Origin of the sequence: Dickeya zeae NCPPB 2538 (assembly GCF_000406165.1) — a bacterium.
GTDB classification, from domain to species: Bacteria; Pseudomonadota; Gammaproteobacteria; order Enterobacterales; family Enterobacteriaceae; genus Dickeya; species Dickeya zeae.
Genome location: NZ_CM001977.1, coordinates 2,668,331 through 2,695,067 on the forward strand (window position 1 = coordinate 2,668,331; position 26,737 = coordinate 2,695,067).

24 protein-coding genes and 1 pseudogene are annotated in these 26,737 nt (G+C 54.8%); 6 read left to right on the forward strand and 19 right to left on the reverse strand.

What is annotated here, in order from left to right:
- Positions 1 to 95: 95 nt before the first annotated feature.
- From DZE2538_RS11710 to DZE2538_RS11745, 8 genes are all read right to left on the reverse strand, one after another.
- Complete coding sequence (locus DZE2538_RS11710; protein WP_038916420.1) at positions 96 to 1,034, reverse strand: alpha/beta hydrolase; 939 nt, start codon at positions 1,032 to 1,034, stop codon at positions 96 to 98.
- 59 nt (positions 1,035 to 1,093) lie between these two features.
- Positions 1,094 to 2,884 carry an ABC transporter ATP-binding protein gene (locus DZE2538_RS11715; protein WP_038916421.1) on the reverse strand — a complete coding sequence of 597 codons (1,791 nt, stop codon included), beginning with the start codon at positions 2,882 to 2,884 and terminating at the stop codon, positions 1,094 to 1,096.
- 3 nt (positions 2,885 to 2,887) lie between these two features.
- A complete protein-coding gene (locus DZE2538_RS11720) occupies positions 2,888 to 3,808 on the reverse strand; it encodes an ABC transporter permease (protein ID WP_038916422.1) in 921 nt (306 codons plus the stop codon).
- A complete protein-coding gene (locus tag DZE2538_RS11725) occupies positions 3,805 to 4,779 on the reverse strand; it encodes an ABC transporter permease (protein ID WP_023640006.1) in 975 nt (324 codons plus the stop codon). Before DZE2538_RS11725 ends, DZE2538_RS11720 begins: the two co-directional genes overlap by 4 nt.
- A gap of 40 nt (positions 4,780 to 4,819) precedes the next feature.
- Positions 4,820 to 5,779, reverse strand: coding sequence for a nucleoside hydrolase (locus DZE2538_RS11730; protein WP_038916423.1), 960 nt, complete (start codon positions 5,777 to 5,779; stop codon positions 4,820 to 4,822).
- Positions 5,776 to 6,837 carry a nucleoside hydrolase gene (locus DZE2538_RS11735; RefSeq protein WP_038916424.1) on the reverse strand — a complete coding sequence of 354 codons (1,062 nt, stop codon included), beginning with the start codon at positions 6,835 to 6,837 and terminating at the stop codon, positions 5,776 to 5,778. The genes DZE2538_RS11730 and DZE2538_RS11735 overlap by 4 nt, the downstream gene beginning before the upstream one ends.
- A complete protein-coding gene (locus DZE2538_RS11740; RefSeq protein ID WP_023640009.1) occupies positions 6,834 to 7,718 on the reverse strand; it encodes a dihydrodipicolinate synthase family protein in 885 nt (294 codons plus the stop codon). Before DZE2538_RS11740 ends, DZE2538_RS11735 begins: the two co-directional genes overlap by 4 nt.
- A 141-nt stretch (positions 7,719 to 7,859) precedes the next feature.
- Positions 7,860 to 9,401: an ABC transporter substrate-binding protein gene (locus DZE2538_RS11745; RefSeq protein ID WP_038916425.1), complete on the reverse strand. Its 1,542-nt coding sequence runs from the start codon at positions 9,399 to 9,401 to the stop codon at positions 7,860 to 7,862.
- 166 nt (positions 9,402 to 9,567) lie between these two features.
- Here DZE2538_RS11745 and DZE2538_RS11750 point away from each other — a divergent pair, with 166 nt between their 5' ends.
- Together DZE2538_RS11750 and DZE2538_RS11755 are read left to right on the forward strand one after the other, a co-directional pair.
- Positions 9,568 to 10,458, forward strand: a complete 891-nt coding sequence (locus DZE2538_RS11750) for a LysR substrate-binding domain-containing protein (protein WP_019846029.1) — start codon at positions 9,568 to 9,570, stop codon at positions 10,456 to 10,458.
- 215 nt (positions 10,459 to 10,673) lie between these two features.
- A complete protein-coding gene (locus DZE2538_RS11755; RefSeq protein ID WP_038916426.1) occupies positions 10,674 to 11,453 on the forward strand; it encodes a CDP-diacylglycerol diphosphatase in 780 nt (259 codons plus the stop codon).
- A 226-nt stretch (positions 11,454 to 11,679) separates the two neighbouring features.
- Here DZE2538_RS11755 and DZE2538_RS11760 read toward each other — a convergent pair whose 3' ends face one another.
- From DZE2538_RS11760 to DZE2538_RS11790, 8 genes and pseudogenes are all read right to left on the reverse strand, one after another.
- Positions 11,680 to 12,072 carry a prolipoprotein diacylglyceryl transferase gene (locus DZE2538_RS11760; RefSeq protein WP_019846027.1) on the reverse strand — a complete coding sequence of 131 codons (393 nt, stop codon included), beginning with the start codon at positions 12,070 to 12,072 and terminating at the stop codon, positions 11,680 to 11,682.
- Between the two features lie 323 nt (positions 12,073 to 12,395).
- Positions 12,396 to 12,533: pseudogene (locus DZE2538_RS20885) on the reverse strand (metal ABC transporter permease); the annotation flags it as partial.
- Between the two features lie 19 nt (positions 12,534 to 12,552).
- Positions 12,553 to 13,272, reverse strand: coding sequence for a substrate-binding domain-containing protein (locus DZE2538_RS11765; RefSeq protein WP_038916428.1), 720 nt, complete (start codon positions 13,270 to 13,272; stop codon positions 12,553 to 12,555).
- Positions 13,272 to 14,327 carry an ABC transporter substrate-binding protein gene (locus DZE2538_RS11770; RefSeq protein WP_038916429.1) on the reverse strand — a complete coding sequence of 352 codons (1,056 nt, stop codon included), beginning with the start codon at positions 14,325 to 14,327 and terminating at the stop codon, positions 13,272 to 13,274. The genes DZE2538_RS11765 and DZE2538_RS11770 overlap by 1 nt, the downstream gene beginning before the upstream one ends.
- Before the next feature lie 265 nt (positions 14,328 to 14,592).
- Positions 14,593 to 15,264, reverse strand: a complete 672-nt coding sequence (locus DZE2538_RS11775) for a methionine ABC transporter permease (RefSeq protein WP_038916430.1) — start codon at positions 15,262 to 15,264, stop codon at positions 14,593 to 14,595.
- On the reverse strand, positions 15,249 to 16,040 hold the full coding sequence (locus DZE2538_RS11780; protein WP_019846023.1) for a methionine ABC transporter ATP-binding protein: 792 nt from the start codon (positions 16,038 to 16,040) through the stop codon (positions 15,249 to 15,251). Before DZE2538_RS11780 ends, DZE2538_RS11775 begins: the two co-directional genes overlap by 16 nt.
- A 3-nt stretch (positions 16,041 to 16,043) precedes the next feature.
- On the reverse strand, positions 16,044 to 16,850 hold the full coding sequence (locus tag DZE2538_RS11785; protein WP_038916431.1) for a MetQ/NlpA family ABC transporter substrate-binding protein: 807 nt from the start codon (positions 16,848 to 16,850) through the stop codon (positions 16,044 to 16,046).
- Between the two features lie 36 nt (positions 16,851 to 16,886).
- Positions 16,887 to 17,921, reverse strand: coding sequence for an isopenicillin N synthase family dioxygenase (locus DZE2538_RS11790; RefSeq protein ID WP_038916432.1), 1,035 nt, complete (start codon positions 17,919 to 17,921; stop codon positions 16,887 to 16,889).
- A 415-nt stretch (positions 17,922 to 18,336) separates the two neighbouring features.
- Here DZE2538_RS11790 and DZE2538_RS11795 point away from each other — a divergent pair, with 415 nt between their 5' ends.
- The 3 genes from DZE2538_RS11795 to dsbG all read left to right on the forward strand — a co-directional run bounded on the left by DZE2538_RS11795 (position 18,337) and on the right by dsbG (position 21,785).
- A complete protein-coding gene (locus DZE2538_RS11795) occupies positions 18,337 to 19,134 on the forward strand; it encodes a DUF2076 domain-containing protein (protein WP_038916433.1) in 798 nt (265 codons plus the stop codon).
- 370 nt (positions 19,135 to 19,504) lie between these two features.
- Positions 19,505 to 20,920, forward strand: coding sequence for a GGDEF domain-containing protein (locus DZE2538_RS11800; protein ID WP_038914252.1), 1,416 nt, complete (start codon positions 19,505 to 19,507; stop codon positions 20,918 to 20,920).
- Positions 20,921 to 21,032: 112 nt separating this feature from the next.
- Positions 21,033 to 21,785, forward strand: coding sequence for a thiol:disulfide interchange protein DsbG (dsbG, locus tag DZE2538_RS11805; protein ID WP_019846017.1), 753 nt, complete (start codon positions 21,033 to 21,035; stop codon positions 21,783 to 21,785).
- 64 nt (positions 21,786 to 21,849) lie between these two features.
- On the opposite strand, the gene DZE2538_RS11810 is transcribed toward dsbG, so the two are convergent.
- On the reverse strand, positions 21,850 to 22,698 hold the full coding sequence (locus DZE2538_RS11810; protein WP_038916434.1) for a GNAT family N-acetyltransferase: 849 nt from the start codon (positions 22,696 to 22,698) through the stop codon (positions 21,850 to 21,852).
- A 10-nt stretch (positions 22,699 to 22,708) separates the two neighbouring features.
- Positions 22,709 to 24,040, reverse strand: coding sequence for an NAD(P)/FAD-dependent oxidoreductase (locus DZE2538_RS11815; RefSeq protein WP_038916435.1), 1,332 nt, complete (start codon positions 24,038 to 24,040; stop codon positions 22,709 to 22,711).
- 326 nt (positions 24,041 to 24,366) lie between these two features.
- On the opposite strand from DZE2538_RS11815, the gene DZE2538_RS11820 reads away from it, so the two are divergent.
- Positions 24,367 to 25,173: a C1 family peptidase gene (locus DZE2538_RS11820; RefSeq protein WP_038916436.1), complete on the forward strand. Its 807-nt coding sequence runs from the start codon at positions 24,367 to 24,369 to the stop codon at positions 25,171 to 25,173.
- A 150-nt stretch (positions 25,174 to 25,323) separates the two neighbouring features.
- On the opposite strand, the gene DZE2538_RS11825 is transcribed toward DZE2538_RS11820, so the two are convergent.
- The gene (locus tag DZE2538_RS11825) at positions 25,324 to 26,667 is read right to left on the reverse strand and encodes an ATP-binding cassette domain-containing protein (protein WP_038916437.1); all 1,344 of its coding nucleotides are present in this window, start codon (positions 26,665 to 26,667) and stop codon (positions 25,324 to 25,326) included.
- Positions 26,668 to 26,737 lie beyond the last annotated feature (70 nt).

A 26,737-nucleotide genomic window follows, 5' to 3' on the forward strand; every position in this document is an offset into this window, starting at 1 on the left:
AAATTTTCTGTAAATTCTCGGCAGCAGAAAATAAAAATCCTGTAGGGATCGGGGGAGGAAAATCAGATGCATCACGCCCTGTGGGGCCATGATTTTCATGCGGGAGCTGCCTGCACAGAAATAACGACAGGAGGCTGACGATGCAGCCAGTTCAGGTACGCCGACGGCCAGGCCGCGACCGGCGAGCCCGGCTCCCCCAGTCCAAAACCGTGCCCGCCGACGGGATAGCGTTGCATCACCACCGGCACGTTAGCACGCTGACAGGCCTGTGCCATGATCAGTGTATTATGCGGATCGGACACCGAATCATCGTCTGCCTGCACCAGAAAAAAGGGGGGCGAGCGTCCTGAGACATAGGATTGTACCGACCATTCGGCCTCCTGCGCGGCGCTGGCATCGCGCCCTACCAACACCCGGTGCGTCGCCGTATGCTGATAAGGCTTTTCCAACGTGATCACCGGATAAATCAACGCAGCATGGTCAGCCTGAATCGGCAACGTATCCAGTTCATCCTGCGGAGGATAGCGCGCCTCATGCCTAAGCGCCGCCATCCCCAACAAGTGCCCTCCGGCTGAAAAACCCAATACCCCCACCCGGCGTTCCCGGTGGCGAATCACCCGTAATGCTCGCTGCGCGTCCTGCAACGCCACCCGGCTGCCGTCATGCCAGCCTTCACCGGGCAGACGATACGCCAGTACGTAGGCCGTATACCCCTGCGCAGCCAACCAGGCGGCGGCAGGCCAGGCCTCTTTGCCCATTTCGATACGCTGATAACCGCCACCCGCCGCCACCAGGATAGCCTGACCATTGGGTTTTTCCGGTGCAAACACGTCAAGGTATGGATTGGCGATGTGGCTAAGCGCACCTCGTGCACTCACGTGAGGCGGGTCAAAGGGGCCTCCGCCGCCCGGCGGGGTGTCGCCCCACAGGTTGATACGTGGGCGTGGCGCAGCCAATGATACCCCCAATACCCGGCCAGCCGTCAGGAGCACGGTAGCCGTCGATATAGCGGTAAGAAATCCTCTGCGATTCATCACTGGCCGCCCTCTTTACATCTGAAGCGATACGATCACGACGTGGGTGACCGGTTTTTTCAAGACAATAACACCAGATGGTCGTCGCCTACCTGCCGATAACGGCGTACCGGCGGCTGGTAACCCAGAGGACGCAACGGGCTATGCAACTCGTCCGCCAGCAGTGATCGATATACTCGTCTTTGCGGGTCAGGCACCGGCACGGCGGCCAGCAGACGGCGGGTATACGGATGTTGCGGGTTGTTGAATACCGCCTGACGCGGGCCAATCTCCACAATCTCCCCCTGATACATCACCGCCACACGATGGCTAATGCGCTCCACCACCGCCATGTCGTGAGAAATAAACAGATACGCCAGCCCCAGTTGTTGTTGCAAATCAAGCAACAGATTGACGATTTGCGCTTTAACCGTCATGTCCAGCGCCGACACCGCCTCATCGGCGATGATCAACTGCGGATTGAGTGCCAGCGCCCGTGCAATGCATAGCCGTTGGCGCTGCCCGCCAGAAAACTGGTGCGGATAGCGCTCCGCCATGTCGGCCTGTAACCCGACCCGCTCCAGCAATTCCGCCACTTTCTGCGGTGCCTGCCGGGCAGATGCCAGACCGTGACTGACCATGGGCTCAGCAATCGCCCGGCCAACAGTCAGCCGTGGGTTGAGGCTGTCATACGGATCCTGAAAAATCATCTGTGCCCGCATCCGTAGCCCGGCCAGCGCAGACTTATCAGCGCTCAGCATGTTTTCACCGCACAGCGATACCGTACCGCCATTCGGCTCCAGCAATCGCAAGATAGCGCGCCCTGTGGTGGACTTGCCACAGCCGGACTCGCCCACCAGCGACAGCGTTTCTCCGGCTTGCAGACTGAAAGAGACGTTTTCGACCGCGTGTACCCGGCCGGTTACCCGCCGCAACCACCCGCTTTTCACCTCAAAACGTTTGATCAGATCACGCACCGCCAGCACCGGTGCGCCCGCGATGACGGTGTCTTGCAGCGGTTCGTTCGTGGTCGGTTGCCCGAATAATGCGAAGCGTTGCGGCAATGGGCTGTTTGCCATGTCACCCAGTCGCGGTACCGCGGAAAATAACGTTTTGCTGTAAGGATGCTGCGGTGCCTGAAATAACTGGCGGGTCTCCGCCATTTCCACCCCTTCACCGCGATACATTACGATGGTGCGATCGGCGACCTCCGCCACCACCCCCATATCGTGAGTGATGAACAGAATCGACATGCCTTCCTCATCCTGCAACGTCTGGATCAATGACAGGATCTGCGCCTGAATGGTGACATCCAGCGCCGTCGTCGGCTCATCGACAATCAACAACTTAGGGTTGCAAGCCAATGCGATAGCGATCACCACCCGCTGTCGCATACCGCCGGAAAAGCTCAGCGGATACTCATCCAGCCGGGCTTGCGCTGCGGGAATACGCACTTTCTCCAACAGACGTACGGCTTCGGTTCGGGCACTGGCGTGCTCCATCCCCCGGTGGCGTTGCAGCACTTCGGTTATCTGGGTGCCGATCTTCAGTACCGGATTGAGGCTGGTCATCGGCTCCTGAAACACCATGCCGATGCGGTTGCCGCGAATGCGCTGCATCTCACGGGCGGGTAACGCCAGCAAATCCCGCCCCTCGAACAGCACCCGCCCACGAGTTTGCACCTGTGGTCCTGCCAGCAAACGCATGATGGACAGCGCAGTGACGCTTTTGCCAGAGCCGGATTCGCCCACCAGCGCCACGGTTTCCCGCTCGCCAATCTCAAACGACAAATCCTGCACCACCTTCAGCCACTCACCGTTCACCCGAAAAGCGGTATTCAGTTGTTCAACGCGCAGTACCGGCTGATTCACCCCTCACTCCTCCTGTCTGGTATTGAGCGCATCACGCAAGGCGTCGCCGATCAGGTTGATGGCCACAATCAGCAACAGCAACATTAGGCCGGGAAACAGGCTGATCCAGTAATCGCCGGACAGCAGATAGTCAAAACCATTGGCAATCAATAACCCCAGCGACGGTTCGGTAATCGGCAGACCGATGCCAAGAAACGACAGCGTCGCTTCCAGCATGATGGCGTAAGCAATACGCATTGTGGCGACCACGATCAGCGGCGGCAGGCAGTTGGGCAACACATGGCGAAACAGAATGCGCGGGGTGGAAAAGGCCATACCGCGCGCCGCATCCACATAGTTGCGGCGATTTTCCAACAGCGCAGAGGCACGAAGGGTACGGGCGTAATAGGCCCATTGGGTGATCACCAGCGCCAGAATAATTTTATCCACCCCTTGCCCGAGCACCGCCAACAGGATCAGGGCTATCAGTATCGGTGGGAAGCTAAGCTGGATATCAACAATACGCATCAACAACGCATCGGTTTTACCCCCGAGCCAGGCACTCAACAGGCCGACGACCATACCGATACACAACGCCGCCAGTGCACTGCTGACGCCCACTATCAGGCTGGTGCGCGTGCCGTAGAGAATAGCGCTGAGCACATCACGCCCCTGATCGTCGCTGCCGAGCCAATACGTTAACCCGCTCATGCCACTTGAACCCGGCGGCAGGCGGTTATCCATGATCATCAACTGCGATAAATCATAGGGGTTTTGCGGCGCAATCCACGGGGCGAGCAGCGACAGCGCCACAATCAACGCCAGCACAAGCAGCCCCAGCCGCGCCAGCCGGTCTTGCCACAGCATCAAGACCCTGCGGCTCAGTGCCGAATGTGATACCGGCAGGGTAGACGCCGTATGCACCGAACGCTCTGGCAAGCTCATTGCTCACCCCCTAAGCGGATACGCGGATCCACCACGGCGTACAGCACATCCACCAGCAGGTTGATCAGGCTAAACATGACCACTGTCATCATCAGGTAAGCCAGAATCACCGGGCGATCCAACACGGCGATGGCGTCGATAATCAGCTTGCCCATCCCCGGCCAGGCGTAAATCGTTTCGGTCACGACCGCAAACGCAATCAACGACCCCAATTCCAGGCCAATTACCGTAATCAGCGGTATCAGCGTATTTTTCAGCACATGTACAAACAGGATGCGGCTTTCAGACAACCCTTTGGCGCGGGCAAAACGCACATAATCCTGTTGCAGGCATTCCCGCACGCCTGCGCGGGTCAGGCGAATAATCAATGAAATCTTGAATAGCGCCAGATTCAGCGCCGGCAGCAGCAGATGTTGCCAGCCATCCAGCGTCAGCAGACTCAGGGGGATACCGGCGACCGTTACCGTCTCGCCTCGCCCTGACGACGGCAGCCAGCCGAGCTTCACGCTAAACAGCATGATCATCATCATGCCGATCCAAAATGTTGGCAGGCTAAACCCCAGAATGGAGACCGTCATCACCGATTTTGCCGCCAGACTGTCCGGTCGCAGACCGGCGAACACCCCTAGTGGAATACCCACCAGCAGCGACAGCAAAAACGCCACCAGCGCCAGTTCCAGCGTGGCGGGCATCCGTTGCAAAATCAGGTGTAATGCGGGTTGGTTAAAAATAAAGGAGTTGCCCAAATCGCCCTGCAAGGCATGGGTGACAAACAGCAGGTACTGCTGCCATAGGGTTTTATCCAGCCCGAAGGCACGGATCACCGCGTCGCGCTCGGCAGGCGTCGCATTGCTGCCCAGAAGCAAATCTACCGGGTTGCCGACCAGATACACACCCGCGAACACCAACACCGACATGACCGCCAGCGTTATCAGGGTTTGCAAAAAACGGCTGAGTAAAAAGCGGGCCATGACAAGTCCTTGTGGTTAGCAGTGATGATTACACAGGAAGCTACGGGGTATCCGCCCGGCCATAACGATGGAGCACCCGCACCAGCAACGACAAAAAACCGGGTTCATCGACCGACTGCATGACCTGCGCATTGGGTGCCTGCGACAGCTTGCCATAAAAATCCGCCCAGGTGTGTCCGGCGGTTTCACCGGAAACTGTCACCCCAACCCGCGCTTCATGACCGGCGAACAGTGACGGTTGCAGTAACCACGCCACCGTCGTTGCATCATGTATCGGGCCGCCTTCGCGCCCGAAGCGCGCCACATCACTGCGGTCAAACGCCTCCAGCAGACGCGCGATAGCCTGACCCGGTAACCCGGCATCACGTTGCAATTGGGCGATTTCCTGCTGGGTGATCAGCGCCTGAAAGGTCATATCCAACGGCATGATAACCAACGGTATACCGCTACTAAATACCCGGCTGGCGGCATGGGGGTCGGCATACACATTGAATTCCGCCCACGGCATGCGGTGACCGAGTGCGCTAAACGCACAGCTCATGGTCACTACCTGGCGGATACCCCGCGCCACATCTGGGTGCTGGACCAACGCCAGCGCCAGATTGGTCATCGGCCCGATGGCACAAAAGGTAATCGGGTTGTGTTCCTGTGCCGCCTGACGTGCGGTACGCACGATAAACTCCACCGCGTGTTCCTGCATCGTGGCCTGACACTCGCCCGCCGGTACCAGCGCATCGCTGAACGCGCCGATATGAACATACTTGCCGTAACGCTGTGGACCAACCAGCGGCTTTGTCGCGCCAGCGAAGACCGGTACATCGATACGGCCAGACAACGCCACGATCCGCCGGGCGTTCGCCAACGCATGTTCTAATGCCACATTACCAGCCACTACCGTGATACCCAGTACTTCCAGCTCCGGCGAGGCCAACGCCAGCCATAACGCGATCGCGTCATCGACGCCGGGGTCAGTGTCAATGATGATTCGCTGGCGTGTCATCGCGTGGTTCCATGAGCTGAAGGCCTGTTATCGGTTGAAGGGTTGTTATTGGCTGACGGTCTGTTATTGGCTGAAGATACGTCATACATTGAAGACGTGTCATACGCTGAAAACGTTTCATAAGCTGAAAACAACTGGCAGAACAAGCGGATGACCTCGTCAACCTCTACACCTGTCACCACATCGACATTCGGCGTCAGGCCAGATTTGCCGTAAAGATCCATCACACTCTGCCCCATGCACAGTTCGCTCTGATGCTCCACCAGTATTCGTGCTCGCTCAGTGCGAAACAGATCGGGGCGCAGTAACCAGGCAATCACCAGCGGGTCATGCAACGGTCCGCCGCGCGAGCCGTAACGTTTGATGTCATTACGATCCCAAAAGGCCATCAGTTGACTCAACGGGCCGCGTAATCGTCCGGCATGGGCCACCAGTTCATGGACCCGTTCCGGCGTCAGGATCACCTGATGGGTGGCATCCAGTGGCAACAGCGTCATCGGTACGCCCTGAGAAAAAACGATGTGTGCCGCATGCGGGTCAGCCAGCAGGTTAAATTCCGACGTCATGGTACGGTTACCCAACTCACGGCAGGCACCGCCCATCGAAACAATCCGCTCAATACCTGCGGCGATATCGGGTGCGATGCTGAACGCGCTGGCCAGATTCGTCATCGGCCCCAGCGAACACAGCGTAATTCGCTCGCCACACTGCGCCGCCGCACGGCAACGGGCGATAATAAAGTTAACCGCATGCTGCGGTTCCTCGGTTTTACGCGGCGCGGGAAAATCGCTGTCGCCCAGACCATGCTGGCCATGAAACTGACCGTGGATAGGTTCACGTAACAACGGCTGCCAGCAACCGGCAAACACCGGAATATCGGTACGTCCGCCCAGTTCAACTATCTGCAACGCATTGCGCAGTGTGTTGGGTAACGGCTGATTGCCATTCACGACGGTAATGCCCTGAATCGACAATTGTGGCGCGACAAATGCGCTCAATAGTGCCAGAGCGTCGTCAATACCGGGATCACAATCGATAATAACGGGAATGGACCTCACAATGCGCCCACCTCTTTTAATACGCTGGCTATCTCATCGCGGGCGTGATGCGTTAACGGCTGTTGCGGCGCAATCGGATTGCCAACGGCAAAACCCTGCATTTCCAGCGCCGCCTTAATACAGGCGGCCACGGAGTATTTGGCAAAAATTTCGTTTACCCGCCACAACGGGCGTTGCAGTTCCATCGCCCGCGGCCAGTCGCCCTGTTTAGCCGCGTCATACAAGGCCAGGCTTTGTCGCGGCACGATACAGGCCGGACCGGCCATCCAGCCGACGCCGCCAATCAGCATCACGCAGGCGGGAATATGGGCAGACGCAGAGAAAACCTGCATGCGACCACCGGTTCGTTCCATGATCGATAACAACCGGCCCGTATTGGTGGAGGCATCCTTAATGTAGCGAATGTTATCCACATGGCTTAAGCGCTCAATCACGGGAAGGCTCAGGTCGGTACGTTGAAATTGTGGGTTGGTGTACAACACCACCGGCGTGGGATGCGCCGCGGCGGCAATGGCCCGGAAGTAGCTCTCTACCCCGGCATCGGTCAGTGGAAAATAGGCTTCCAGTATCGCCAGAATGCCGTCAACGCCCAGACTCAGGTAGGTATGAGTCTGCGTGACCGCATCCTGAATCGTCGTCGCTGCCACACCGGCTATCACCGGCACCCGGCCGCGCGCGGCCTCCATCACGGTACTCACAACATCAACGCGTTGTTTTTCCGTCAGATACGCGAACTCACCGGTGCTGCCAAGCGGCGTCAGACCGTGTACACCACTACTGATAAGGTGTTCAACCAGTTCAGCGAGGACGACGCGGTCCACCTCGCCATTCGCTTTTATCGGTGAAACCAGATAGGGAAATACGCCGAAGAATCCGCTCATGGAGTGATCCTGAAGGTTGCAGGCTGGGTGTCCCACCACGAATGCGGCGGGACACGGCCTGATGGGAGAACCCTGGTGTTAACGTAAAAATCGCACTACATTTTTCTATCCACCACCAGTATCGGGTGAAATACTCACCGTTTACTGCTTGTGAACAAAATAGGGCAATGTGTAGCCGTCTGTGCGGCCCACGTAGCTATAGCCTTTTTTCATTGCCCAGGTATTGGAAAGAAACAGCAGTGGGATCACCCCTTGCTCTTTCATCGCCAATTCGCTTGCCTGCTGCAACAGTGCATCGCGTTGCTGTTCATTCAGCGTGGCGCGAGCCTGACTCAGCAGCTTGTCAAATTCAGGATTGGAATACCGCCCCCGATTCCCCTGCCCGGCATTCGGGCCAAAGGTTTCCAGCAACGGCCCCAACACACCGGACGCCTCGCCGGTTTCGATCGCCGCCCCGCCCATCACCAGGCTGAACTCACGCTGCGCCGCCTTGGCGAAGTAGACGTTGCCGGGCATGGTGACCACCTCGGTCTTGATACCCGCCTGCGTGAACATCTGCCCTAACGCCTGTGCAATCTTGGCGTCGTTGGGGTAACGATCGTTTGAAGCATGGAACGTCAGGGTAAACCCGTTCGGGTAGCCTGCCGCCGCCAGTTTTTGTTTTGCCTGTTTCAGGTCATAAACCGGTGCGGGTATGTGGGCGGAATACCCCGGATACCCTTTCGGCACCAGCTGTGACGACGCCAGACCCTGACCGTCGAGAATGCGCTCTACCAATGCGTCACGGTTAATAGCCAACGACATCGCCTGACGCACCGCCACGTTTCGCAGCGGGTTTTTACCGTCATCGCCTTTAGCGAACGGCGATATCTCCCTGTCCTGATCCGGGTGCAGATACAAAATACGGTTACCCGGTACTGATTCGGTCACAAACGCCTGTTGACGGGCAATGGTGGCGCGATCCGCCGTTGGTACGCTTTCTATCATGTCCACATCACCGGAGAGCAACGCGGCGATACGGGCACTGCTGTTTTTGATGACGCGCAGCGTAACGGTGTCCCACTCGGCTTTGCTGCCCCAGTAATGATCGTTTCGGCTCAACACCACCTTGTCATCCGGGGTGTAGGAAACAAATTTGAATGGGCCGGTGCCAATCACGTCTTTACCGCTGTTTAGCACCTCTGTCGGCTGGTCAGCCAGACGAGCCGGTAAAATAGCGATACGGCTTAAATTGTTGAGCAACAGCGCCGCCGGGCCTTTGGTTTTGATTTCTACCGTCAGCGGATTGACTTCACGGATCTCGCTGATATCCGCCACGTAAGGCGTATAGGCGCTGGGGCTATTTTTCGCCGCTAACGCGACGCGTTTCACACTGGCGACCACATCCCGGGCGCTAAAGTCGGTGCCATCGTGAAATTTGACGTTGGGTCGCAATGCAAACTGCCAGGTGGTATCGTCAATGGCTTTCCACGATACCGCCAGAGCAGGAACAATCTGTTGTTTTTCGTTTTGGTTAACCAACCCGTCAAATAAATTACGGGCCATGGCGCTGTTCGCACCGCCGACATAAAACTGCGGATCCATCGAGGTCGTGGATGACGCGAGTCCAATCGTCAAATCTGCTGCCTGCGCGATGGGCATCATCAGCGTCATCAGACTGGCGGCAAACAACATTCCTTTCATGGTTACTCCTTTAGATTCAGATCCATCTCGCATTCGTATTTATCACGTTTTGCTCAAACCTATGACAAACTGTAACCTTGTAGATGGAGTCTACGTGGTGATTAAAATAATTAAAAATCGCATTTTGTACCGAATACATAAATAAACATTATGGTTGGTAACATCTATGAGCCGTATCAACTTAAGGCAGGTTGAAGCATTCCATAAAGTGATTTTGACCGGCGGCATCACACAAGCCGCCAACATCATGAATATTACCCAACCGGCGGTCAGCCGCCTGATTAAGGATTTTGAATACGCGGTTAAACTAAAGCTGTTTGACAGGGATGGCCGGGGGTTGGAACCCCGAGAAGAGGCGCTGAAGCTTTTTCGTGAAATAGAACGACTGTATCTGGGGCTGGATCACATTCTGCGGGTGGCGGACGATATCCGGCACGCTAAAGGCAGTGTCCTGCGCATCGGCGCGGTATCCGCGCTTGCCAATCTGTGTACCGAGCGTATTTTCCCGTCAATGCTGAAAAAATACCCGGACGTAGCGCTGTCGATGGATGTGGAAAGTACATTATCGATCACCGAAATGGTGCTCAGTAATCAATACGACATTGGCTTTATCAACAGTACACCGGCCATCAAAGGGTTGCAGGCTGAACTGCTGGGCGTTGCGCAGGCGGTTGCCGTTGTCGCCCCCGGCCACCCACTGGCGGAACGTACCGGCATTATTCTGGACGACCTGAACTACCACCGCGCTATCCTCCCCGGGCGCAAAACCGTGTTGCGGGAACAACTGGCGCAGGCCATCACCGCCCAAGACATCGCCTTGCAAAGCCCAATTGAAACCTCGCTGCGCCACTGTTGTGTTATGGCAGGCGCAGGACTGGGGGTCGGTATTGTCGATGCCATTACCGCCCGCACCAGCGAAGCCCAGCTTTTGATCAAACCGTTTGAACCCAAAATCGACGTCGCCTACATGGCGATTTTCCCGCCCCAGCATGCCCGCAGCCTGCTGGTGGAAGAGGTCGTTGACGCTATCCGCACCTTGATCAACGAGAGCGCATAAAGAACGCATAAGCGGTGTCGCCCATCGCCGCGACTGTCATCATAGCGCCATCTGTACGCGGCACGATGTGACCAGCCGTCACACGATGAACCACCTGGCAACGACTTATCTTGAAACGATTTATCTTGATAACGGATAGCCGTGAAAACGCTCGCCTTGCGACAATGGCACTGTCACCTATACCCCGACAGTCTCCCCTTTGATGGAATCGCGCTATGACACGCAACGTTATGATACGCAAAAAGTACCTTATTGGTTTGATCGTTACGTTATTGTTGGTCGCCCTGCTGCTCTATTTCTGGCAACCTTTCGCCCGGCGCGGTAATGGTAATGCCTTGTGGCAGTTCGTCAGCCAGCAGTGCGTTCCCAACCAGCAGAACAACCACTCGCCTGCCCCTTGTCTGGATGTCAATCTGCAAGGCCATTACGCCTTGTTCAAAGACAGGCGCGGCCCGTATCACAATCTGCTGATCCCAACCGACCGCATCAGCGGTATTGAAAGCCCGTTGCTGTTGCAACCCGGCACACCTGCCTATTTTGCCGCCGCCTGGAGTTACCGCGACAGACTCTCGATCCAGATGGGTAAACCGATCAGCGACGATAAGCTGGGGCTGGCAATCAATTCGCTGTATGGCCGCACACAAGGCCAATTGCATATTCATATTTCCTGCCTGAAACCCGAGGTCTACCAAACGCTGCGCGCCCAAAATGCACACATCGGTTACGACTGGGTCGCCCTCGGCCAGCCACTGCTGGAGCACGACTATCTGGCCACCAAACTCAACGGCAGCGACCTGACGCGCTCCGACCCGTTCAAGCTGCTCAATCAATATGTACAGGCCCGTGGGGACAACATGGAAAACTACGGTCTGGCGCTCACCGCCAACGCGCAGGGCGAACTGATCCTGCTGGCAGTACGGCGTGACTTCATCGGTATGTTCAATCGGGGTTCCGCAGAAGAAATTCTGGATGTGAGCTGCGCGCTGGCGCAGTAACGCTGAAGCGGCCGTTGCGGTGAAGCAGGATACACCGCATCAATAAATACCCTGTTAACGAGTCCCGGCCGGGCATCGCACCTGTTCTCTGCATCAGGCAAAAAACAGACGATGACCAGCCGGGGGAATAAGGGGGCCAGCCCGATAATACCGTTTCAGCTATCCGTTTACGCTACGACTGACTCCCTTCAGTGGCTGGCATAATGCTTTTTCTAATTAATAAAAACTATTCTGTTTTAGCCGGACTTGATGTTGCCGGTGTCGTTTCTTTTTTCTCATCGGTGGTATTTTTCTTTTTCTCTGCGGTTATTTTATGTTCCGCTGTTTTTTCTTTTCCTACCTTTTCTGCCGCCGTCTTTTCTTTTTCCTCTGTCGTGACTTTTTTATGCATCACTTTTTTATCGCTATGCTTATTGAGCGATTTATCCGTTGCTGTTTGCTGCGCCGTTAGCGTTTTATTGTTCGCCTCCTGACTCGCTGTAGCGTCTGCGACGGGTGTGGTTTTCACTTCCGCGCTGGTGGCCGTTCCGGTTACCGGTTTGGCGCTCACTTCAGTAGATGCAGCGTGAGCGTAAGAAGCAGCCAGGATAACGCCTAAAAACAGAGGTTTCATATTCATTATGAATTTCCTTTAACAAGTCATTTGCGATTAACCAGACATAACGTTTTATATTCTGGTTAATAACTGAAGCGTTCAGGTAACCGCCTCGGGAGTGATTAAAGCAAAGCTGGAAATAAAAAGAATATGGAATACTCCTAGAAATTACCTGACTCATCCGACCTGATTATTTTATATTCTCCTCACTGGCAGGATAAATATCGTGCGCGTTGTTTTTTTATGCGACTTTTGCTCTCACGCAGTGGATAAACCGGTTACCGGGCTCAGGGTTATTCATAGCCAATCGATTGGATGCCAGCAATATCGTGGATAAGGTAAAAAGATTACCGTCGGTAGGCCAACCGACGCACCAGCCTGTCACCCAGCGACGGCACCAGTTTCACCAGCAACACCAGTACGATCACCATGCCCGCCATCACCTGTTGATTAAAACGCTGATAACCGTAGCGGATAGCCGGGTCCGCCGCCACCCGCAAGACATCAGCCGCCTGAGCCGGGACCGAAACCCCATTCACTGAGGATCCGTTGAGCGACAGGCGAACCCAGAAATGCGGCCAGAGACTCTGCCTCTTTATTGATGACCGCCAGGGCGTATTGTGCCTGGACGCTGAACTCAGCAGGAATATCAAATACCGTTAAGCCCGCAATCTTTCTTAAACGCGGTGCATAGCTGGCGTAACCAATAAACATATCCACCATGCCTTGTTGAATAAGCCAGCTTGCCGCCATCTCCCCGGCTGGAACCGAGGCACCCGCTTCGCCCCCGACCAGACACTGCGCTCGTTGCTGGATAGCCAGGCCGACACCGGGCTGGCTCCACTCAATCTGGCGAAATAATTGCCAGGTATAGTCACCTGAAGGGTCACAGACAGGCGTCGATGTCCCCAGGCGCAAGGTGGGACGGGTCAAGAGGGACAACCAGTTATCCTCCGGGCGAATACAACTGCTGGCGACGGTCAAACACAGTCGGTTAGTGGCGAACGGCATCACCTGTCCGGCAATACCCGCAGCCAGCAAGGCCAGGGGATGACCTAGGTTAGCGGAAGCAAACAGGTCGCAGGGCTCACCTTTTTCAATACGCTCACGCAATAACCCGGCCGGGCCGAAAATCGTCTCCACCCGCAGGCCCCAGATATCATAGAAATTCACCATAAGCGGTTGCCAGACTGCCCGTAAACTGCCTGCCACCAGCGCCTTCATTATTCGCTGCCCTGATAGTGAGTGCGATAAAAGCGCTGATACCAACGTTCTGCTTCTTGCTTCATATCGATATCCTGGAAGCGTGATGGATAAAGTTTCTTCGCCATCCACAATTCCCCCAGACCAATGGCTTCCGGCATAGGGTATCCCCAGGCTTTGGCATATTCAGGCATCAACCAGACCCGATGCTGCTTCACTGCGTCAATCACCTGCCATTCCGGCATCGTGGTGATTTCGCTCACCACCTGAGGGTAACGATCCTGAACGAAGATCACCTGAGGATTCCAGGCAATCACCTGTTCAATAGCGACTTGCTTAAAGCCCTGAACCGTTGCCGCCGCCACATTCAGTGCGCCGGCGTGTTGCATCATCAGTCCCGTGTATTTCCCGGAACCATAGGTCGTGAGATCCGGGTTCGCCATATAAGCACGCACACGTTCACTATCCGGAATGCCTTTTAAACGCGCACTGACCCGTTGGCGATAGGCAAAAGCCGCATCAATTAATGCCTTCGCTTCAGCCTGCTTATTCACCACCTCGCCAATCAGCGCAATGCCTTCGCGCAATCCCTGGTTATAGGCCTCATCCTCATTAGTCGGCGTTGAATTCATCTTCGCCGCCTGAACAGGATCGTTATCATGGCGCAACGAAATTGCAATCACCGGAATCCCCAGACGGGTCATGCTGTCGATCATTTCTTGCGGGGCATAGTTGGTGACAAAAACCACTTGCGGATGCAGCGCAACCAGTTTTTCTGCATCCACATGGGTCAAATCACCCAGAGCGGCTTTATCAGACAAAGCAGGCACCAGGCGCGCATAATTATCGCCCAGTTGCTGCTTCCAGTTGGCCAGGATGCCAACGATTTTATCTGTGGCGTTTAGCTGCACCAAAATATTCAGGGTCTGATGCTGCAATACAACAACCCGTTCGACGTTATCGGCAATGGTGACCTGACGCCCCAGTTGATCCGTCACTGTCCGGGATGCCTGAGCAAAAAATGGTAATAAACATAAGCAGGTAATAGCCATTACCCGTTGAATAAATGGTTTCATCTTTTCCCCTCAATCGTTATACAAAAAATTATACAACGCATGTTTGAGGGATGAATAGTCACAAAAACAAACGAGCACTATTTATTCACTATTTCTTCGTGTTTTGTCGGGTCGCCTGTTTAATCAAATTCAGTAATGTTTCTACCGTTTCATCTGGTGGAGTAAAATCCTTGCCTTCACGCAGTGGATAAACCGGCTACCGAGCTCAGGGTTATTCATAGCCAATCGATTGAATACCAGCAATATCGTGGATAAGAGAAAAAAATTACCGCCGGTAGGCCAGCCGACGCACCAGCCTGTCGCCCAGCGACTGCACCAGTTGCACCAGCAACACCAGTACGATCACCGTGCCCGCCATCACCTGTTGATTAAAACGCTGATAACCGTAGCGGATAGCCAAATCCCCCAGCCCGCCGCCACCAATCACCCCCGCCATTGATGAAAAACCGATGAGCATCACTATCGTCAACGTCACGCCTGCCAGAATCGACGGCAACGCTTCCGGCAATAACGCTTTGGTGATCACATGCCAGACGGTGCCGCCCATCGATTCAATGGCTTCGATCCGGCCGCTATCCACCTCGGCCAGCGCATTTTCCACAATGCGGGCGAAGAACGGAAACGCACCGACGGCAATGGGTACTACCGCCGCCGTACTACCCAACGTGGTACCTACCACCCAGCGGGTAAACGGGATCAGGGCAATCAACAACACGACAAATGGCAGCGAGCGTCCAACGTTGATTACGCTTCCCAGCACCGCGTTGACACGCGGCAGCGGCAGAACACCGGACTGTCGACTGATAAACAGCAACACCCCGGTCGGCAAACCGACCAGCACGGTAAACAACGCCGCCAACCCTACCATATAGAGCGTTTCCAGCGTCGCGTTCAGCATGATCGGGAAAAACTCGTCCCAGCTCAGGCGACTTTGCATAATCCGTTCTCCTCAATGCCATGACGCCGTAGAAACGCACGTTCAGCGGCTAAATCCGGTAGCAGCGCGTGTCGCAAACGGGAAGTCGGATCCGCCAGCAAGGTCCGTAACGCGCCGCTTTCCGCCACACGCCCTTGCTCCAGCAACGCGGCATGGTCACAGATAGCTTTCACCACCTCCAACTCATGGGTAATCAGCACGATCGTCAGCCCCAGTTGTTGGTTGATCGCCGCCAGCAACGCCAGTATTGACGCGGTCGTCTCTGGGTCAAGCGCACTGGTGGCTTCATCACACAGCAGATAACGCGGTCGCGCCGCCAGCGCGCGCGCGATGCCGACCCGCTGTTTCTGACCACCGGACAACTGCGATGGATAAGACTGCGCCTTGTCACTTAACCCCACCAACGCCAGCAACTCCGTTACCCGCGCCTCACGCTCGAGCTTGCCAACCCCGGCAATTTCCAGCGGTACTGCCACGTTATCCCGCACGGTACGGGCATGCAGTAAATTAAAATGCTGGAAAATCATTCCGGTACGCTGGCGTTGCTGGCGTAGTTCACGCGGCGACAGGCTGGCGATATCACACTCATCTATCAGAATACGGCCCGAGGTGGGCCGTTCCAGCAGATTGAGACAACGGATCAACGTACTCTTGCCCGCACCACTACGCCCGAGAATGCCGTACACCGCCCCTGAGGGAATCGTCAGCGACACATTTTCCAACGCAGGCTGTGCACAGCCCGGGTAGCGTTTCCCCAACCGTTCGATGCGAATCATGCGTTATTGCCCCGCCACCGCAATCACCGACCCTTTATAACGTTGGCTGATGAAATCCGCCGTCGCTTTAGACTCCAAATCCTTCGCCAGTTGTTTAATGCGCGGATCGTCTTGCAACGCAGGTGTCGTCACCAGAATGTTGGCGTACGGATTATGGCTGGCGCTTTCCAGCCCCAGCGCGTCACGGGATGGCACCAACCCTGCTTCCAGTGCGTAGTTACCATTAATAACCGCCAGGTCGACGTCATCCAGCGAGCGGGGGATTTGTGCCGCTTCGATCTCTTTAATCTTCAATTTTTTCGGGTTGTCGGCGATATCTTTCGGTGTCGCCTGATCTTTCGCCGGGTCGTTATAACCCGCCTTCAGTTTGATTAACCCCTGCCCTTGCAATAAGTACAGTGCCCGACTGAGGTTCGTGACGTTATTTGGCACCGCCACGGTGGCATTCTCCTTCACCTCGTTAAGCGATTTGTATTTGCGGGAATAAATCCCCAGTGGTTCGATATGCACGGTGGCTACCACCACGAATTTTTTGCCCAGCGCTTTTTCCTGATCGCGCAGGTAAGGCACATGCTGGAAGTAGTTAGCGTCAACATCACCGCTGGCCAGTAACTCATTGGCGTTCACGTTACCACTGAGCTCCACCACCTTCAGTTTCAGTGACGGATCCGTCTTTTGAATCTGGGCCAGAATTTCTGCATGCGGCACCGGGTCCGCTGCCACTCGCAAGGCATCAGCCGCCTGAGCCGATACCGATAACCCCATTGCCAACGCCATTGCCGCCAGAGCAAAAAATTTATTATTTTTCATGTTTTTATTCCTTATTAACGGTAATTATTTTACGTCTCAGACGGTCTCTGCCTGCTGTTGTGCCTGTAATACATCGCCGTAATAGCGCTTCGCCACCTCTGGGTGGGAACGTAAGCGCCCTTTCAGGTAATTCCAGCCGACGTCACGCAACAGCGGGTTGTTCGGGTCGCTGGCAGGTCCGCGTGCCAGTGTTGCCAGCGTGGGCGACAGTGGAAATACCGGCACCACTGCATCCAGTTGCGCACCAAGAAAGAACGCGATGGATAAGCGCTCCTGACCTGGCGGCGGCGAAACCACCCGGTGCACCGTGGCGCGCAAATAGCCGTCGGTCGCCAGTTCCAGCAACTCGCCGATGTTGACCACAAATGAACCCGGCAATGGACGCGCGTCGACCCAACTATCCGGCTCAAGTTCCACCTGCAAGCCGGGCTGCTCGTCCTGCAACAGCAGCGTCAGAAAGCCGGAGTCTTTGTGCGCACCAACCCCTTGCTGGCTGCCTACCACTGGTTGCCCAGGGTAGCGAATCAGCTTGATATGCTCGTTGGGTTTATTACCGTACAGCGCATCGAACGCGGTAACTGGCAACCCCAGAAGCTCAGCGAAGGCACGCAGCAGGCGCAGTGAAATCCGGGTCAGGGCTTGCTGCCATTCCAGCAGTGTACTTTTCAGCGCCGGTAGCGATTCAGGCCACTGATTCGGCCCCTGCAGTCGCCGCCAGGCCGGATCGCCCGACAGCAGGCGCAACGCTGGGCGCTCTGCCCCAATATCAAACTGCTCACGCCAGTCCGGCGCGCTGCGAGTTCGTTCGGCACCTGCCAGGGTGTATCCACGAAAATGGGGAGAGCGAATCATCGCCACGCGCTGTTTTTCATCATCCGGCAGAGAGAAAAAAGCTCGCGATACGCGCTGAACGCGTTGTTGCAATTCCGGCGAGACGCCGTGGTGGGTGAGATAAAAGAAGCCAGTTTCACGTGCGGCGTGATTCAGGCGTTGCAGAAACTCGGCGCGTTGCCGGGCAACGCCTTCAAGCAGAGAAAAATCGAGTACGGGCAAGGTTTCGGTGTGACTCATGGCTAACTCCAGTAATGAAATGTAGAGATGTCGTGGCATTCAACATGGAGCAAGCGCAACAAGACGAAGGGGACATGGTGATTCCTCATGGTCGATAATCAGGAAACCGGCTCGTAAAACGAACCTAAAACATGACATCATCACGCCATAGCAGCAGATGACGGCTGAAATGTATTAATCCCGATTTTCCCACGCAGGTAAAATATCAATAACGGCAAAGGTAAGACGAAAATCGGCACAACCACGTACGCCGACTTGCTGTAATTGGTAACAAATTTGTAAGCAGCTTTACCTGACAATCCATGTATTCGCCTGCGGGAACACAGTAGGATGACGGCGAAGGGTGTGATAAAACAGCCGCAGGACCGCCCCACCGTGTGCCGGTCTGCACTCCAATATCTCTTGAGGTAATCCTATGCAATCTGAAGAACAACGCCTTATTGATGGTCTGTTTAGCCGACTGAAGACAGCCGAGACCAACACGGGCCCTCGGGATCTCAAGGCAGAACAGCAAATCAACGACTATATTCGCCAGCAGCCCGCCGCACCTTACTACATGGCGCAGGCGATGATTATTCAGGAAGCGGCGCTCAAACAACTGGATCAGCGCGTGAAAGAGCTGGAAGCCGAGGTTAACCGGCTCAGACAAGAAGCCGCTGCGCGCCCACAGCAAAGCAGCGGTGGTTTTCTGGCCGGTCTGTTTGGCGGCGGCAGCCGTAGCAGCGCGCCACAACAACCGGCTCAGCCTTCGCAACCGGCCGGTTACGGTCAACCTGCGGGCTATGGTCAACCCACCGGTTACGGCCAGCCGATGGGATATACACCGCCGCCAGCAGGTTACGGTCAGCCAGCCCAGCAGGCACCTTCCCGCGCGGGTGGTTTTCTAAGCGGCGCATTGCAGACCGCGGCTGGTGTGGCTGGCGGCGTCGTGCTGGCAGATATGCTGACGGGTATGTTCCATCGCTCACAGCCAGAGGAAATCGTCAATATCATCAATGAAACACCGATGATCAACGACAATCCGCTGGGCAATGCCAGCGATAACTTCCGCGATTTCAGCGCGGATAACCTCGATACCTTCAACGGCACAGGCAACAACGACCAGTGGAGTAATGTCAGCAACGACCCACAGGGTAACGACTACGACGATTTCTCTGCCGACGATTCCTACGACGACGACGATTCTTACGACGACGACGATTCTTACGTCTGATACCCCGTTTTTCCCGCCATCAGGCTGTCCCTTGTGTCGTCGTTGACTCAAGGGACGGCCAGATAAATAGATATGGATTATCCTGGCGCCGATTTCAGGCTATCCTAAGCGCTCAGAAATCGGTGACGACTGGATAGTAGCCAACCCCCATGGCAACGGCAGATCAATGTTGATTGCCCGCATCCGCTCGTAACGAATTGAAAGAAATAGAATAAAAGAGAAACAATGCAGAATGGGCTTTTTTCATATCATTTATCAATAACACTGTATGATACCGGCTCTACGTGTGAACCGTTGTAGCCAGATAGCGACAACGTCACAACGATTAGTACCAGGGGAAGGCTCTGAAACCTGAAAGTGGACTGACGGCATGCATCTGAACGTGGCTTTATTTAAAAACGGCAGCACCGGGCTGAACAGTTTAAATGTCTTCATGGTGACGCTGGTGGGTTGCAATATCGGTGCGCATGCCCGGTTATCCAACATTGATTTATCCGTATTCTGGCCGGTGAACATCATCATCGCGGCCTTGTTTTACCGCTGCCGATACCTGAATAATCCCTGGTATTACCTCGTCGCCTACGCCGCGATGATTCTGCAAGATACGATGTTCTATGGCTGGGGTGTGAGCGCGTTGACCATCAACTCTGCCAACATCGCGTTTATCGTTGTGCTCACCCAGTTGCTCAACTGGCCGGGGCTCCTGACACGCCGGGAAACCGACATGATCAGCTCACTGTATGTGTTTGCCGCGTGTATGATTGCCGCTCTGGCCTGCGGTTTTGTCGGTGCCTTGGCGCAGCAGCCCTGGCCCACCTTCCCGGCGGCGATATTTCGCAGTAATTTTCTCAATTGGTTCAGCGACCAGTTCTACACCGCGGTGTTGTTCCTGCCACTGTTGTTAACCCTGCAAAGCCGGATCCCGCTGCATCTCCCGGCGTCGCTGCAAATGGCAGATGCTCTGCCATTATTGTTACTGCTGCTGTCTATCTGCATCGCCCCGCTGCTCGGCCCGGTCGCGATTCTGGCGTTCCCCTTGCCCGCATTAACCTGGTGCGCGATTGTCTACCCGCTATGGTTGATTCGGCTTATCACCTTGTGCGTCGGTGCGACAGAGTTAATCATGACCGCCGAGCATGTTTACGCGCTCTATAACCCACAAGACCCGATGTTCATGCATCAAGTCGTGATTGCGCGCATCGGTATCGCCGCCACCATCTTCAGCCCGCTGATGATGGCAACCAACGCACGAACCATCCGCCAGTTAAACGCTCGTCTGCTACGACAGGCCAGCCATGACTTTTTGACCAACACCTTGTCGCGCTACGGGTTTACCGAAGCGCTATCCACGCACGATCAGAACATCAAATCGCAACAGGATGCGGTCAACATCATGCTGATCGACATCGATAACTTCAAAAACATCAACGACAGCTTCGGGCATGACTGCGGCGATGAAATCCTGCGACAGGTCGCCAATGTGATACAACGGACGGTTTCTGCTCAAGGGCTGGTCAGTCGTATCGGCGGGGAGGAGTTTGCCGTCGTGTGCTTTAACTACAGTCCGCCCGCGTTTTACCGGCTGGCCGACGAACTGCGTCAAACTATCCAGCACACCGTGTTTCTGTTCAACCAACAGCATGTGCCGGTCACCGTCAGCATTGGCATTGCCCATGCGCAGGTAGCGGGTAAACACCTGGTGGATACGGTGCATGAACTGTTTCCTCTGGCAGATAAAAACCTCTATACCGCCAAACGCGAAGGGCGTAACCGCACCATTCAGTAAATGAATGATCGCTGAAAAGCGCGTCGGTGATACCTCGCCCGGTGGCGGCCCTTCGGCCTACCGACGTTCACCACATGGCACGCTACACATAAAAACGTATCGAGACATCAGGATGAAATACCGTTATTTACTGCTCTGCTCCCTGCTTGCTGCGGTATCGGCACAGGCCGACACCGCCATACCGCCTGCGGTAAAACAGCTTGAAAAGCAGGGCATCAAAATTATCAAACCGTTTTCTGCACCCGGTGGCGTGCAAGGTTGGCTAGGTGAATATCAAAAAATGGGCGTCACCATTTATCTGACGCCAGATGGCAAACACGCGATATCCGGCTACATGTACGACGCGCAAGGCAACAATCTGAGCGAACAGTTGATTGACAAGGAACTCTACCTGCCCGCCGGGCGAGAAATGTGGAAAAAACTGGAGCGCGCGCCGTGGATTGCTGAAGGTAAGGCTGATGCTCCCCGCACCATCGTGGTATTCGCTGACCCATTCTGCCCCTACTGCAAGCAGTTCTGGGAAAAAGCTCAACCCTGGGTAGCATCCGGTAAGGTGCAGATACACACATTACTGGTTGGGATTATCCGCCCGGACAGCGGCCGGTACGCCGCTGCGATCCTCAGTGCGAAAAACCCGGCACAAGCCTGGCACGACTTTGAACTGTCAAACGGGAAAACCGTGCCACCGTTCCCGGACGCTACACCGCCCGATGTCGTGAAAAAGCTACAATACAACCAGCAGTTGCTTGACGAACTGGGCGCTAACGTGACCCCGGCTATCTACTACATGAATGCCGACAACGCGCTGCAACAGGTCGTCGGCCTGCCCGATGAAAAGCAACTGGCCGACATGATGGGGAAATAAACCGCTCCGTCGGGAAGTACAAGAGTGGGTGCTCAGGCGCTACGCCGTCTGGACCGTTACCTGATTACGCCATCGCCTGTGTCATCAGCGTCCAGGCCTGCATACCCCCCGCCTCTGGCTGCCACGGTGTGCCCCGGATCATTGTGACCGGCGCATCGACCGGTTGCAGCCCGCACTCCGCCAACCAGTGCCCGAGTCCGAGAGCAGCGTCTGTGTCGATACGAACAAACTCACCGCCAACCTCGCTCATCAACGCACGGATCAACACACGGGCATGTTCGGCGCTGTCGGCAATCACCGGGCCGATAACATACCCACGGCCAAAAGGTCGCAACGCGCCAAACCCAGCGATACGGCCGTGCTGTTCCAGTACCTGCATCGCCGTTGACTGCCGCAATAGCCAGGCGATCAGCGCCGGGCGTGCCAACCCATGCGCCTGTTGATCCAACGTCGACAGGTGGTGGGCATCCGCCAGCGTAGCGGCTCGCAGTTGCAGCCCATCATCCAGCGTGGGCGCAGCGATTGCCGGTAACTGCGGGCACTGATACTGATGGATTTCACCCACCGCCGTAAATCCCAATTGGGCATACAACCCCTGCCCCGCCGCAGTGGCGTGCAGTCGCACCTGATATCCCTCAAGGCCAGCCAGTAGCCCGTCCATCAGCCGCCGACCAATGCCACGCCCTTGCTGCCGTTCATCCACCACCACCAGTCCGATAGTGGCCCAGCGTTCGCCCCAGCGCCAGCATACGGCGGTTCCCAACGGTTGCCCATTTTCTTCCGCCAGCAGCCCGTCCCCCAACTGCAACGCGTCCTGCCAGTCCTGCAGCCGGTGCGGCCAGTGCGTCTGCTGGGTTAGCGACCAGCCGAAATCAGCATCCGCTGCCGTCATGGCGCGTAACGTTATCGTCATGTCATGCTCCTCACATCATACCCGGCGCTTTCAACCCGGAACCGTCTACCAGTCGGGCGTAGCGGAACGGGGTTGGATCCACGATCGGGGTATCCCCCGTCACCAGATCTGCCGCCAGTCGACCGGCTCCCGGCCCGATACCAAAGCCATGCGCGCTGAACCCGGCAGACAGCACCAGCCCCGGCAGGCTCTCCACCGCTGAAATGACCGGAATCGCGTCCGGCGTACTGTCGATCATTCCGCCCCATGCCTGTATAGCGCGGATAGCGGCCAGCGCCGGGTATTCACGCCGCATCGCCGCCAGCCCGTCGCTCACTATCGCCATATCCGGTAACGGGTCGAGAATACGGGTTTTCTCAAACGGCGACACCCCATCGAATGACCAGGTTGCCCGTGATTCCGGCCCGCATAGGAAAGGTTTAATACCCGGGCGGAACGACAAATTTTTACGCCGCGCCCGGAAGGTCGGATAAAACTGTCGGGCGTAACGCAGGCTCTGGAAGCCCGGTTCCAGTCGACCGCGCCCGGACACCGATACGGTATAGCTGCCGTCTGACCGGGGGCGGCAGGCAAACCCCGCGGTGTAAAACGGCAGGCTAATGACCTGCTCGATCGGTGCGGTACGAAACGCCGTACCAATCACGTTGCCCAACGGCAGTTCGATACCGTGACGACGGCAGAACAGTGAGCTCCAGACACCACCAGCACAAATCACGGCGGAGGTTTTGACCCGGCCACGTTCGGTCCACACGCCGCTGACCCGTCCACCGCTGATATCCAGCCCGCGCACAGCGCATTGTTGGATAACACTGGCACCAAGACGTTGCGCGGCGATAGCCAGCCCGGCGCAGGCCAGCGCGGGTTCGGCATGACCATCCGTCGGCGACGACACGCCCCCCAGCCACGCGGTGGTACTGCCCGGCGTCATCGCTTTGGCTTGCTCAGCATTGAGAATATCGCTGCGCACACCGTAGGCTTTCGCCATTTTACCCCAGTTGTCCCAGGCATCGATTTCTGCCTGATCCACCGTGGTGTACAGCAGCCCGGAACGGTGAAAGCCCAGATCTTCACCGGTCTCCTGTTGCAGTTCTTCCCAGCGACGCAACGCATAGATGACCAGCGGTAATTCGCGCTCATCGCGGTTTTGCTGTCGGCACCATCCCCAGTTGCGGCTGGATTGCTCGCCACCCACCAGCCCTTTTTCCAGCAGCAACACGCTGACGCCTTTTTTCGCCAGCTCATAAGCTGCCGCCACGCCAGCAATACCAGCGCCAATCACCACCACGTCTGCCTGATCCGGCAACTGTCTACTGTCCTGAACATATCTGATCGGTGCAGGCATGTTGTTCCTCTGTGATTGCCTAAGAATAGAAAATGTATCTCTAACGCCAGTGCGCTTACCAATAGCCTGATTTCTTTATGACATTATCGCACATTTGATAGCAGCCTATCGTAATCGGCAATGGCACCGGCGTCACGGTCTGCCTGCCAGCATCAACCGCCTGTTGTGCCGCCGACGGCGGATTAGCCACCGGTCGCGATAACACCGCACTCACATCCTGCAACAGACGATCATCAGCCAGTCATCTTCTCTCAACCCATTCCGATAGCTGAATAACCCCCATCGCCGACAATGGACAGGAACCCTACCATCAGGAGAGCGATGCTATGTTAACCAAAAGACGTAAATCCCGACTGGGCTACATTCCCGATACCCCAGACATTCGCGACCACCACTACACCCCGGACCCCAGCGTGCTGAAAGTGCTGCCCGCCAAAGTGGACCTGACGCCCACTTTTGAGGTCTACGATCAGGGCCCTGTCGGCTCGTGTACCGCCAACGCACTGGCAGGTGCGGTGCAGTTTGAACGGTTAAAAATGGGTGAGCGACCTAACTTTGTACCGTCACGGCTGTTCATCTACTACAACGAACGCACCATTGAAGGCGATGTCAAGTATGATGCGGGCGCTACGCTGCGCGATGGCATCAAAACCCTGCATAAACTGGGAGTCTGTCCGGAAGAAGAGTGGTCCTATGTGGCGACCCCCGCACAGGAAGAAGGCGGTGAATTTCCTCCCGGCGCCCCGGCGGCGACCCGGCCACCGGAGCGCTGCTATCAGGACGCATTGAAATACACCATCACCAACTATCAGCGTTTGCATCAGGATTTGTCACACTTGCAAGGCTGCCTGGCCTGCGGCTTTCCGTTTGTGTTCGGTTTTACGGTCTATTCCAGTTGGATGGACCTGAAAAACCTGCCGGTGGTGGTACCCCTGCCCAGTGGCAAAGATAAGCCGGAAGGTGGCCATGCCGTCCTGTGCGTCGGGTATGACAACGCCACCCAGCTCTTTAAATTCCGCAATTCATGGGGGAAAGACGTGGGAGAAAACGGCTATTTCTATATGCCTTACGCCTATTTACTCGACCATCGGTTGGCACAAGATATCTGGGCTATTAATACTGTTAAGAATTAGGCTAATCAGTTTAGGCTATGTCCCGAAATACATTATCCTCGAGATAAAACCCGGACATAGCCTCACCGCAGATCCAAAGAAAAGATTTGGCAACTTGCATACATAGCAAGGAATAATCGTGACGCGTTTGGGTGTAGCCAACAGGCCATTTTATCTTACTACATGCTTATGCCTTACCTCTATGACGACTTTATCATGTGATATGTCATTAAGTATTTTGTCAAACACCATTGTATTATTCGCATCCAGATTCGCATCCCACTCATCAAGAAGAAGGATAGAAATACCATCATCTGATAGTAGTCTATTAATATTTTCACGATGTTTTTGCCCTGTAGAGCCCTTGACATCGACTATACCTATACTATTCTCCGGCCCGAGTAAAACAGAATCATCAGTCATCTTTTTTATTACCTTGAGGATAGATGACTTTCCAGAACCATTCGGCCCTTCCACCCGATATCGCCCTGGCGACGCACAGCCATGGGATATATAATCAATGAACTCGCGAACAGATAGATTCGAATTATTCCCACTAAGATTATGAATAATAACATCATCATCATTAATATTTTCCTCATAATCTACTTCTGCCAATGAGGACGGGAATCGTTGAAGATTCTTCACCTTGTTTTTAATTAGCATAAGTTGAGTTGTATGCATACTCGCAGCATTGATACTTTGAAAAAGCTGTATGGTTCTTGGCAAGACTGCAACGATAGCACCGAGAATTTCAGGCCTAACCAAAGTTGATTGCCAGGAAATATAAACCAGCGGTGGTATAGTAATAAGAACTGGGATACATGCCAAAATTTGCTCTAATTTTTTGTATTTTTGAAGCACAGAGAAAAAGACTGAGTGTTTATCAGACGCATAATTTAACGCTTCAGAGTAATGTTTTTTTAAACCAAAAAAACCGTTATCCCATATTTTATCAATTGCATGAAAAGCATTCACCTTGCTATTTTGTATTTCAGATGACATTTTATTAATGGATTTACTAGAATAGTAAATCAGCAACCATGAAAACACAACACAACAGATAATAACCGAAGATATATTCCCACCCAAAACAAAAATCAATGCAACAATAGTAAATAACACATTAAAATATAAAGCGAGAATTTCCACATAATAAAATGAAGCCTCTTCGATAGTTGGAAGAGATTCACCCGCTATCCAATTGAGAGTTCTCCTCTTATTATCCTGCGATGAGAGGGATGGTTTCTTTATTACCTCACCAAATACCCAACAATAGTATTCAGCCCAAACAGAATTAGAAAGCCTTGTTCTTGTATACAAAGAAAGAGAGCCAAAAACATAGCAAAATGCGATGCTGGCATAAAACAACACGATATAATTAAACGTTTTATCAATGTTACTTGATATGTTGTAGCCAGCAACACCTATAAAGTAAGTCGATAACCCAACCAATACTTGCTGCAACGCAACAAGGAATACGCTGGATAAAAACCAAAAATTTTTTATGATCATTAAATACTCACTAAATCACTTATCACCTATTGAACTTATAACACATAAAAATTCAAATTTAAATAATAAA

Bases quoted from the DNA above. Each gene is read 5' to 3' on its own strand.
- DZE2538_RS11800 (WP_038914252.1), top strand. From the start codon at position 19,505: ATGCATCTGAACGTGGCTTTATTTAAAAACGGCAGCACCGGGCTGAAC.
- DZE2538_RS11720 (WP_038916422.1), bottom strand. From the start codon at position 3,808: ATGAGCTTGCCAGAGCGTTCGGTGCATACGGCGTCTACCCTGCCGGTA.
- DZE2538_RS11750 (WP_019846029.1), top strand. From the start codon at position 9,568: ATGAGCCGTATCAACTTAAGGCAGGTTGAAGCATTCCATAAAGTGATT.
- DZE2538_RS11815 (WP_038916435.1), bottom strand. From the start codon at position 24,040: ATGCCTGCACCGATCAGATATGTTCAGGACAGTAGACAGTTGCCGGAT.
- DZE2538_RS11760 (WP_019846027.1), bottom strand. From the start codon at position 12,072: ATGAATATGAAACCTCTGTTTTTAGGCGTTATCCTGGCTGCTTCTTAC.
- DZE2538_RS11825 (WP_038916437.1), bottom strand. From the start codon at position 26,667: ATGATCATAAAAAATTTTTGGTTTTTATCCAGCGTATTCCTTGTTGCG.
- DZE2538_RS11785 (WP_038916431.1), bottom strand. From the start codon at position 16,850: ATGAAAAATAATAAATTTTTTGCTCTGGCGGCAATGGCGTTGGCAATG.
- DZE2538_RS11725 (WP_023640006.1), bottom strand. From the start codon at position 4,779: ATGGCCCGCTTTTTACTCAGCCGTTTTTTGCAAACCCTGATAACGCTG.
- DZE2538_RS11710 (WP_038916420.1), bottom strand. From the start codon at position 1,034: ATGAATCGCAGAGGATTTCTTACCGCTATATCGACGGCTACCGTGCTC.
- DZE2538_RS11755 (WP_038916426.1), top strand. From the start codon at position 10,674: ATGACACGCAACGTTATGATACGCAAAAAGTACCTTATTGGTTTGATC.
- DZE2538_RS11765 (WP_038916428.1), bottom strand. From the start codon at position 13,272: ATGAAGGCGCTGGTGGCAGGCAGTTTACGGGCAGTCTGGCAACCGCTT.
- DZE2538_RS11820 (WP_038916436.1), top strand. From the start codon at position 24,367: ATGTTAACCAAAAGACGTAAATCCCGACTGGGCTACATTCCCGATACC.
- DZE2538_RS11810 (WP_038916434.1), bottom strand. From the start codon at position 22,698: ATGACGATAACGTTACGCGCCATGACGGCAGCGGATGCTGATTTCGGC.
- DZE2538_RS11770 (WP_038916429.1), bottom strand. From the start codon at position 14,327: ATGAAACCATTTATTCAACGGGTAATGGCTATTACCTGCTTATGTTTA.
- DZE2538_RS11730 (WP_038916423.1), bottom strand. From the start codon at position 5,779: ATGACACGCCAGCGAATCATCATTGACACTGACCCCGGCGTCGATGAC.
- DZE2538_RS11780 (WP_019846023.1), bottom strand. From the start codon at position 16,040: ATGATTCGCATCGAACGGTTGGGGAAACGCTACCCGGGCTGTGCACAG.
- dsbG (WP_019846017.1), top strand. From the start codon at position 21,033: ATGAAATACCGTTATTTACTGCTCTGCTCCCTGCTTGCTGCGGTATCG.
- DZE2538_RS11790 (WP_038916432.1), bottom strand. From the start codon at position 17,921: ATGAGTCACACCGAAACCTTGCCCGTACTCGATTTTTCTCTGCTTGAA.
- DZE2538_RS11795 (WP_038916433.1), top strand. From the start codon at position 18,337: ATGCAATCTGAAGAACAACGCCTTATTGATGGTCTGTTTAGCCGACTG.
- DZE2538_RS11745 (WP_038916425.1), bottom strand. From the start codon at position 9,401: ATGAAAGGAATGTTGTTTGCCGCCAGTCTGATGACGCTGATGATGCCC.
- DZE2538_RS11775 (WP_038916430.1), bottom strand. From the start codon at position 15,264: ATGCAAAGTCGCCTGAGCTGGGACGAGTTTTTCCCGATCATGCTGAAC.
- DZE2538_RS11740 (WP_023640009.1), bottom strand. From the start codon at position 7,718: ATGAGCGGATTCTTCGGCGTATTTCCCTATCTGGTTTCACCGATAAAA.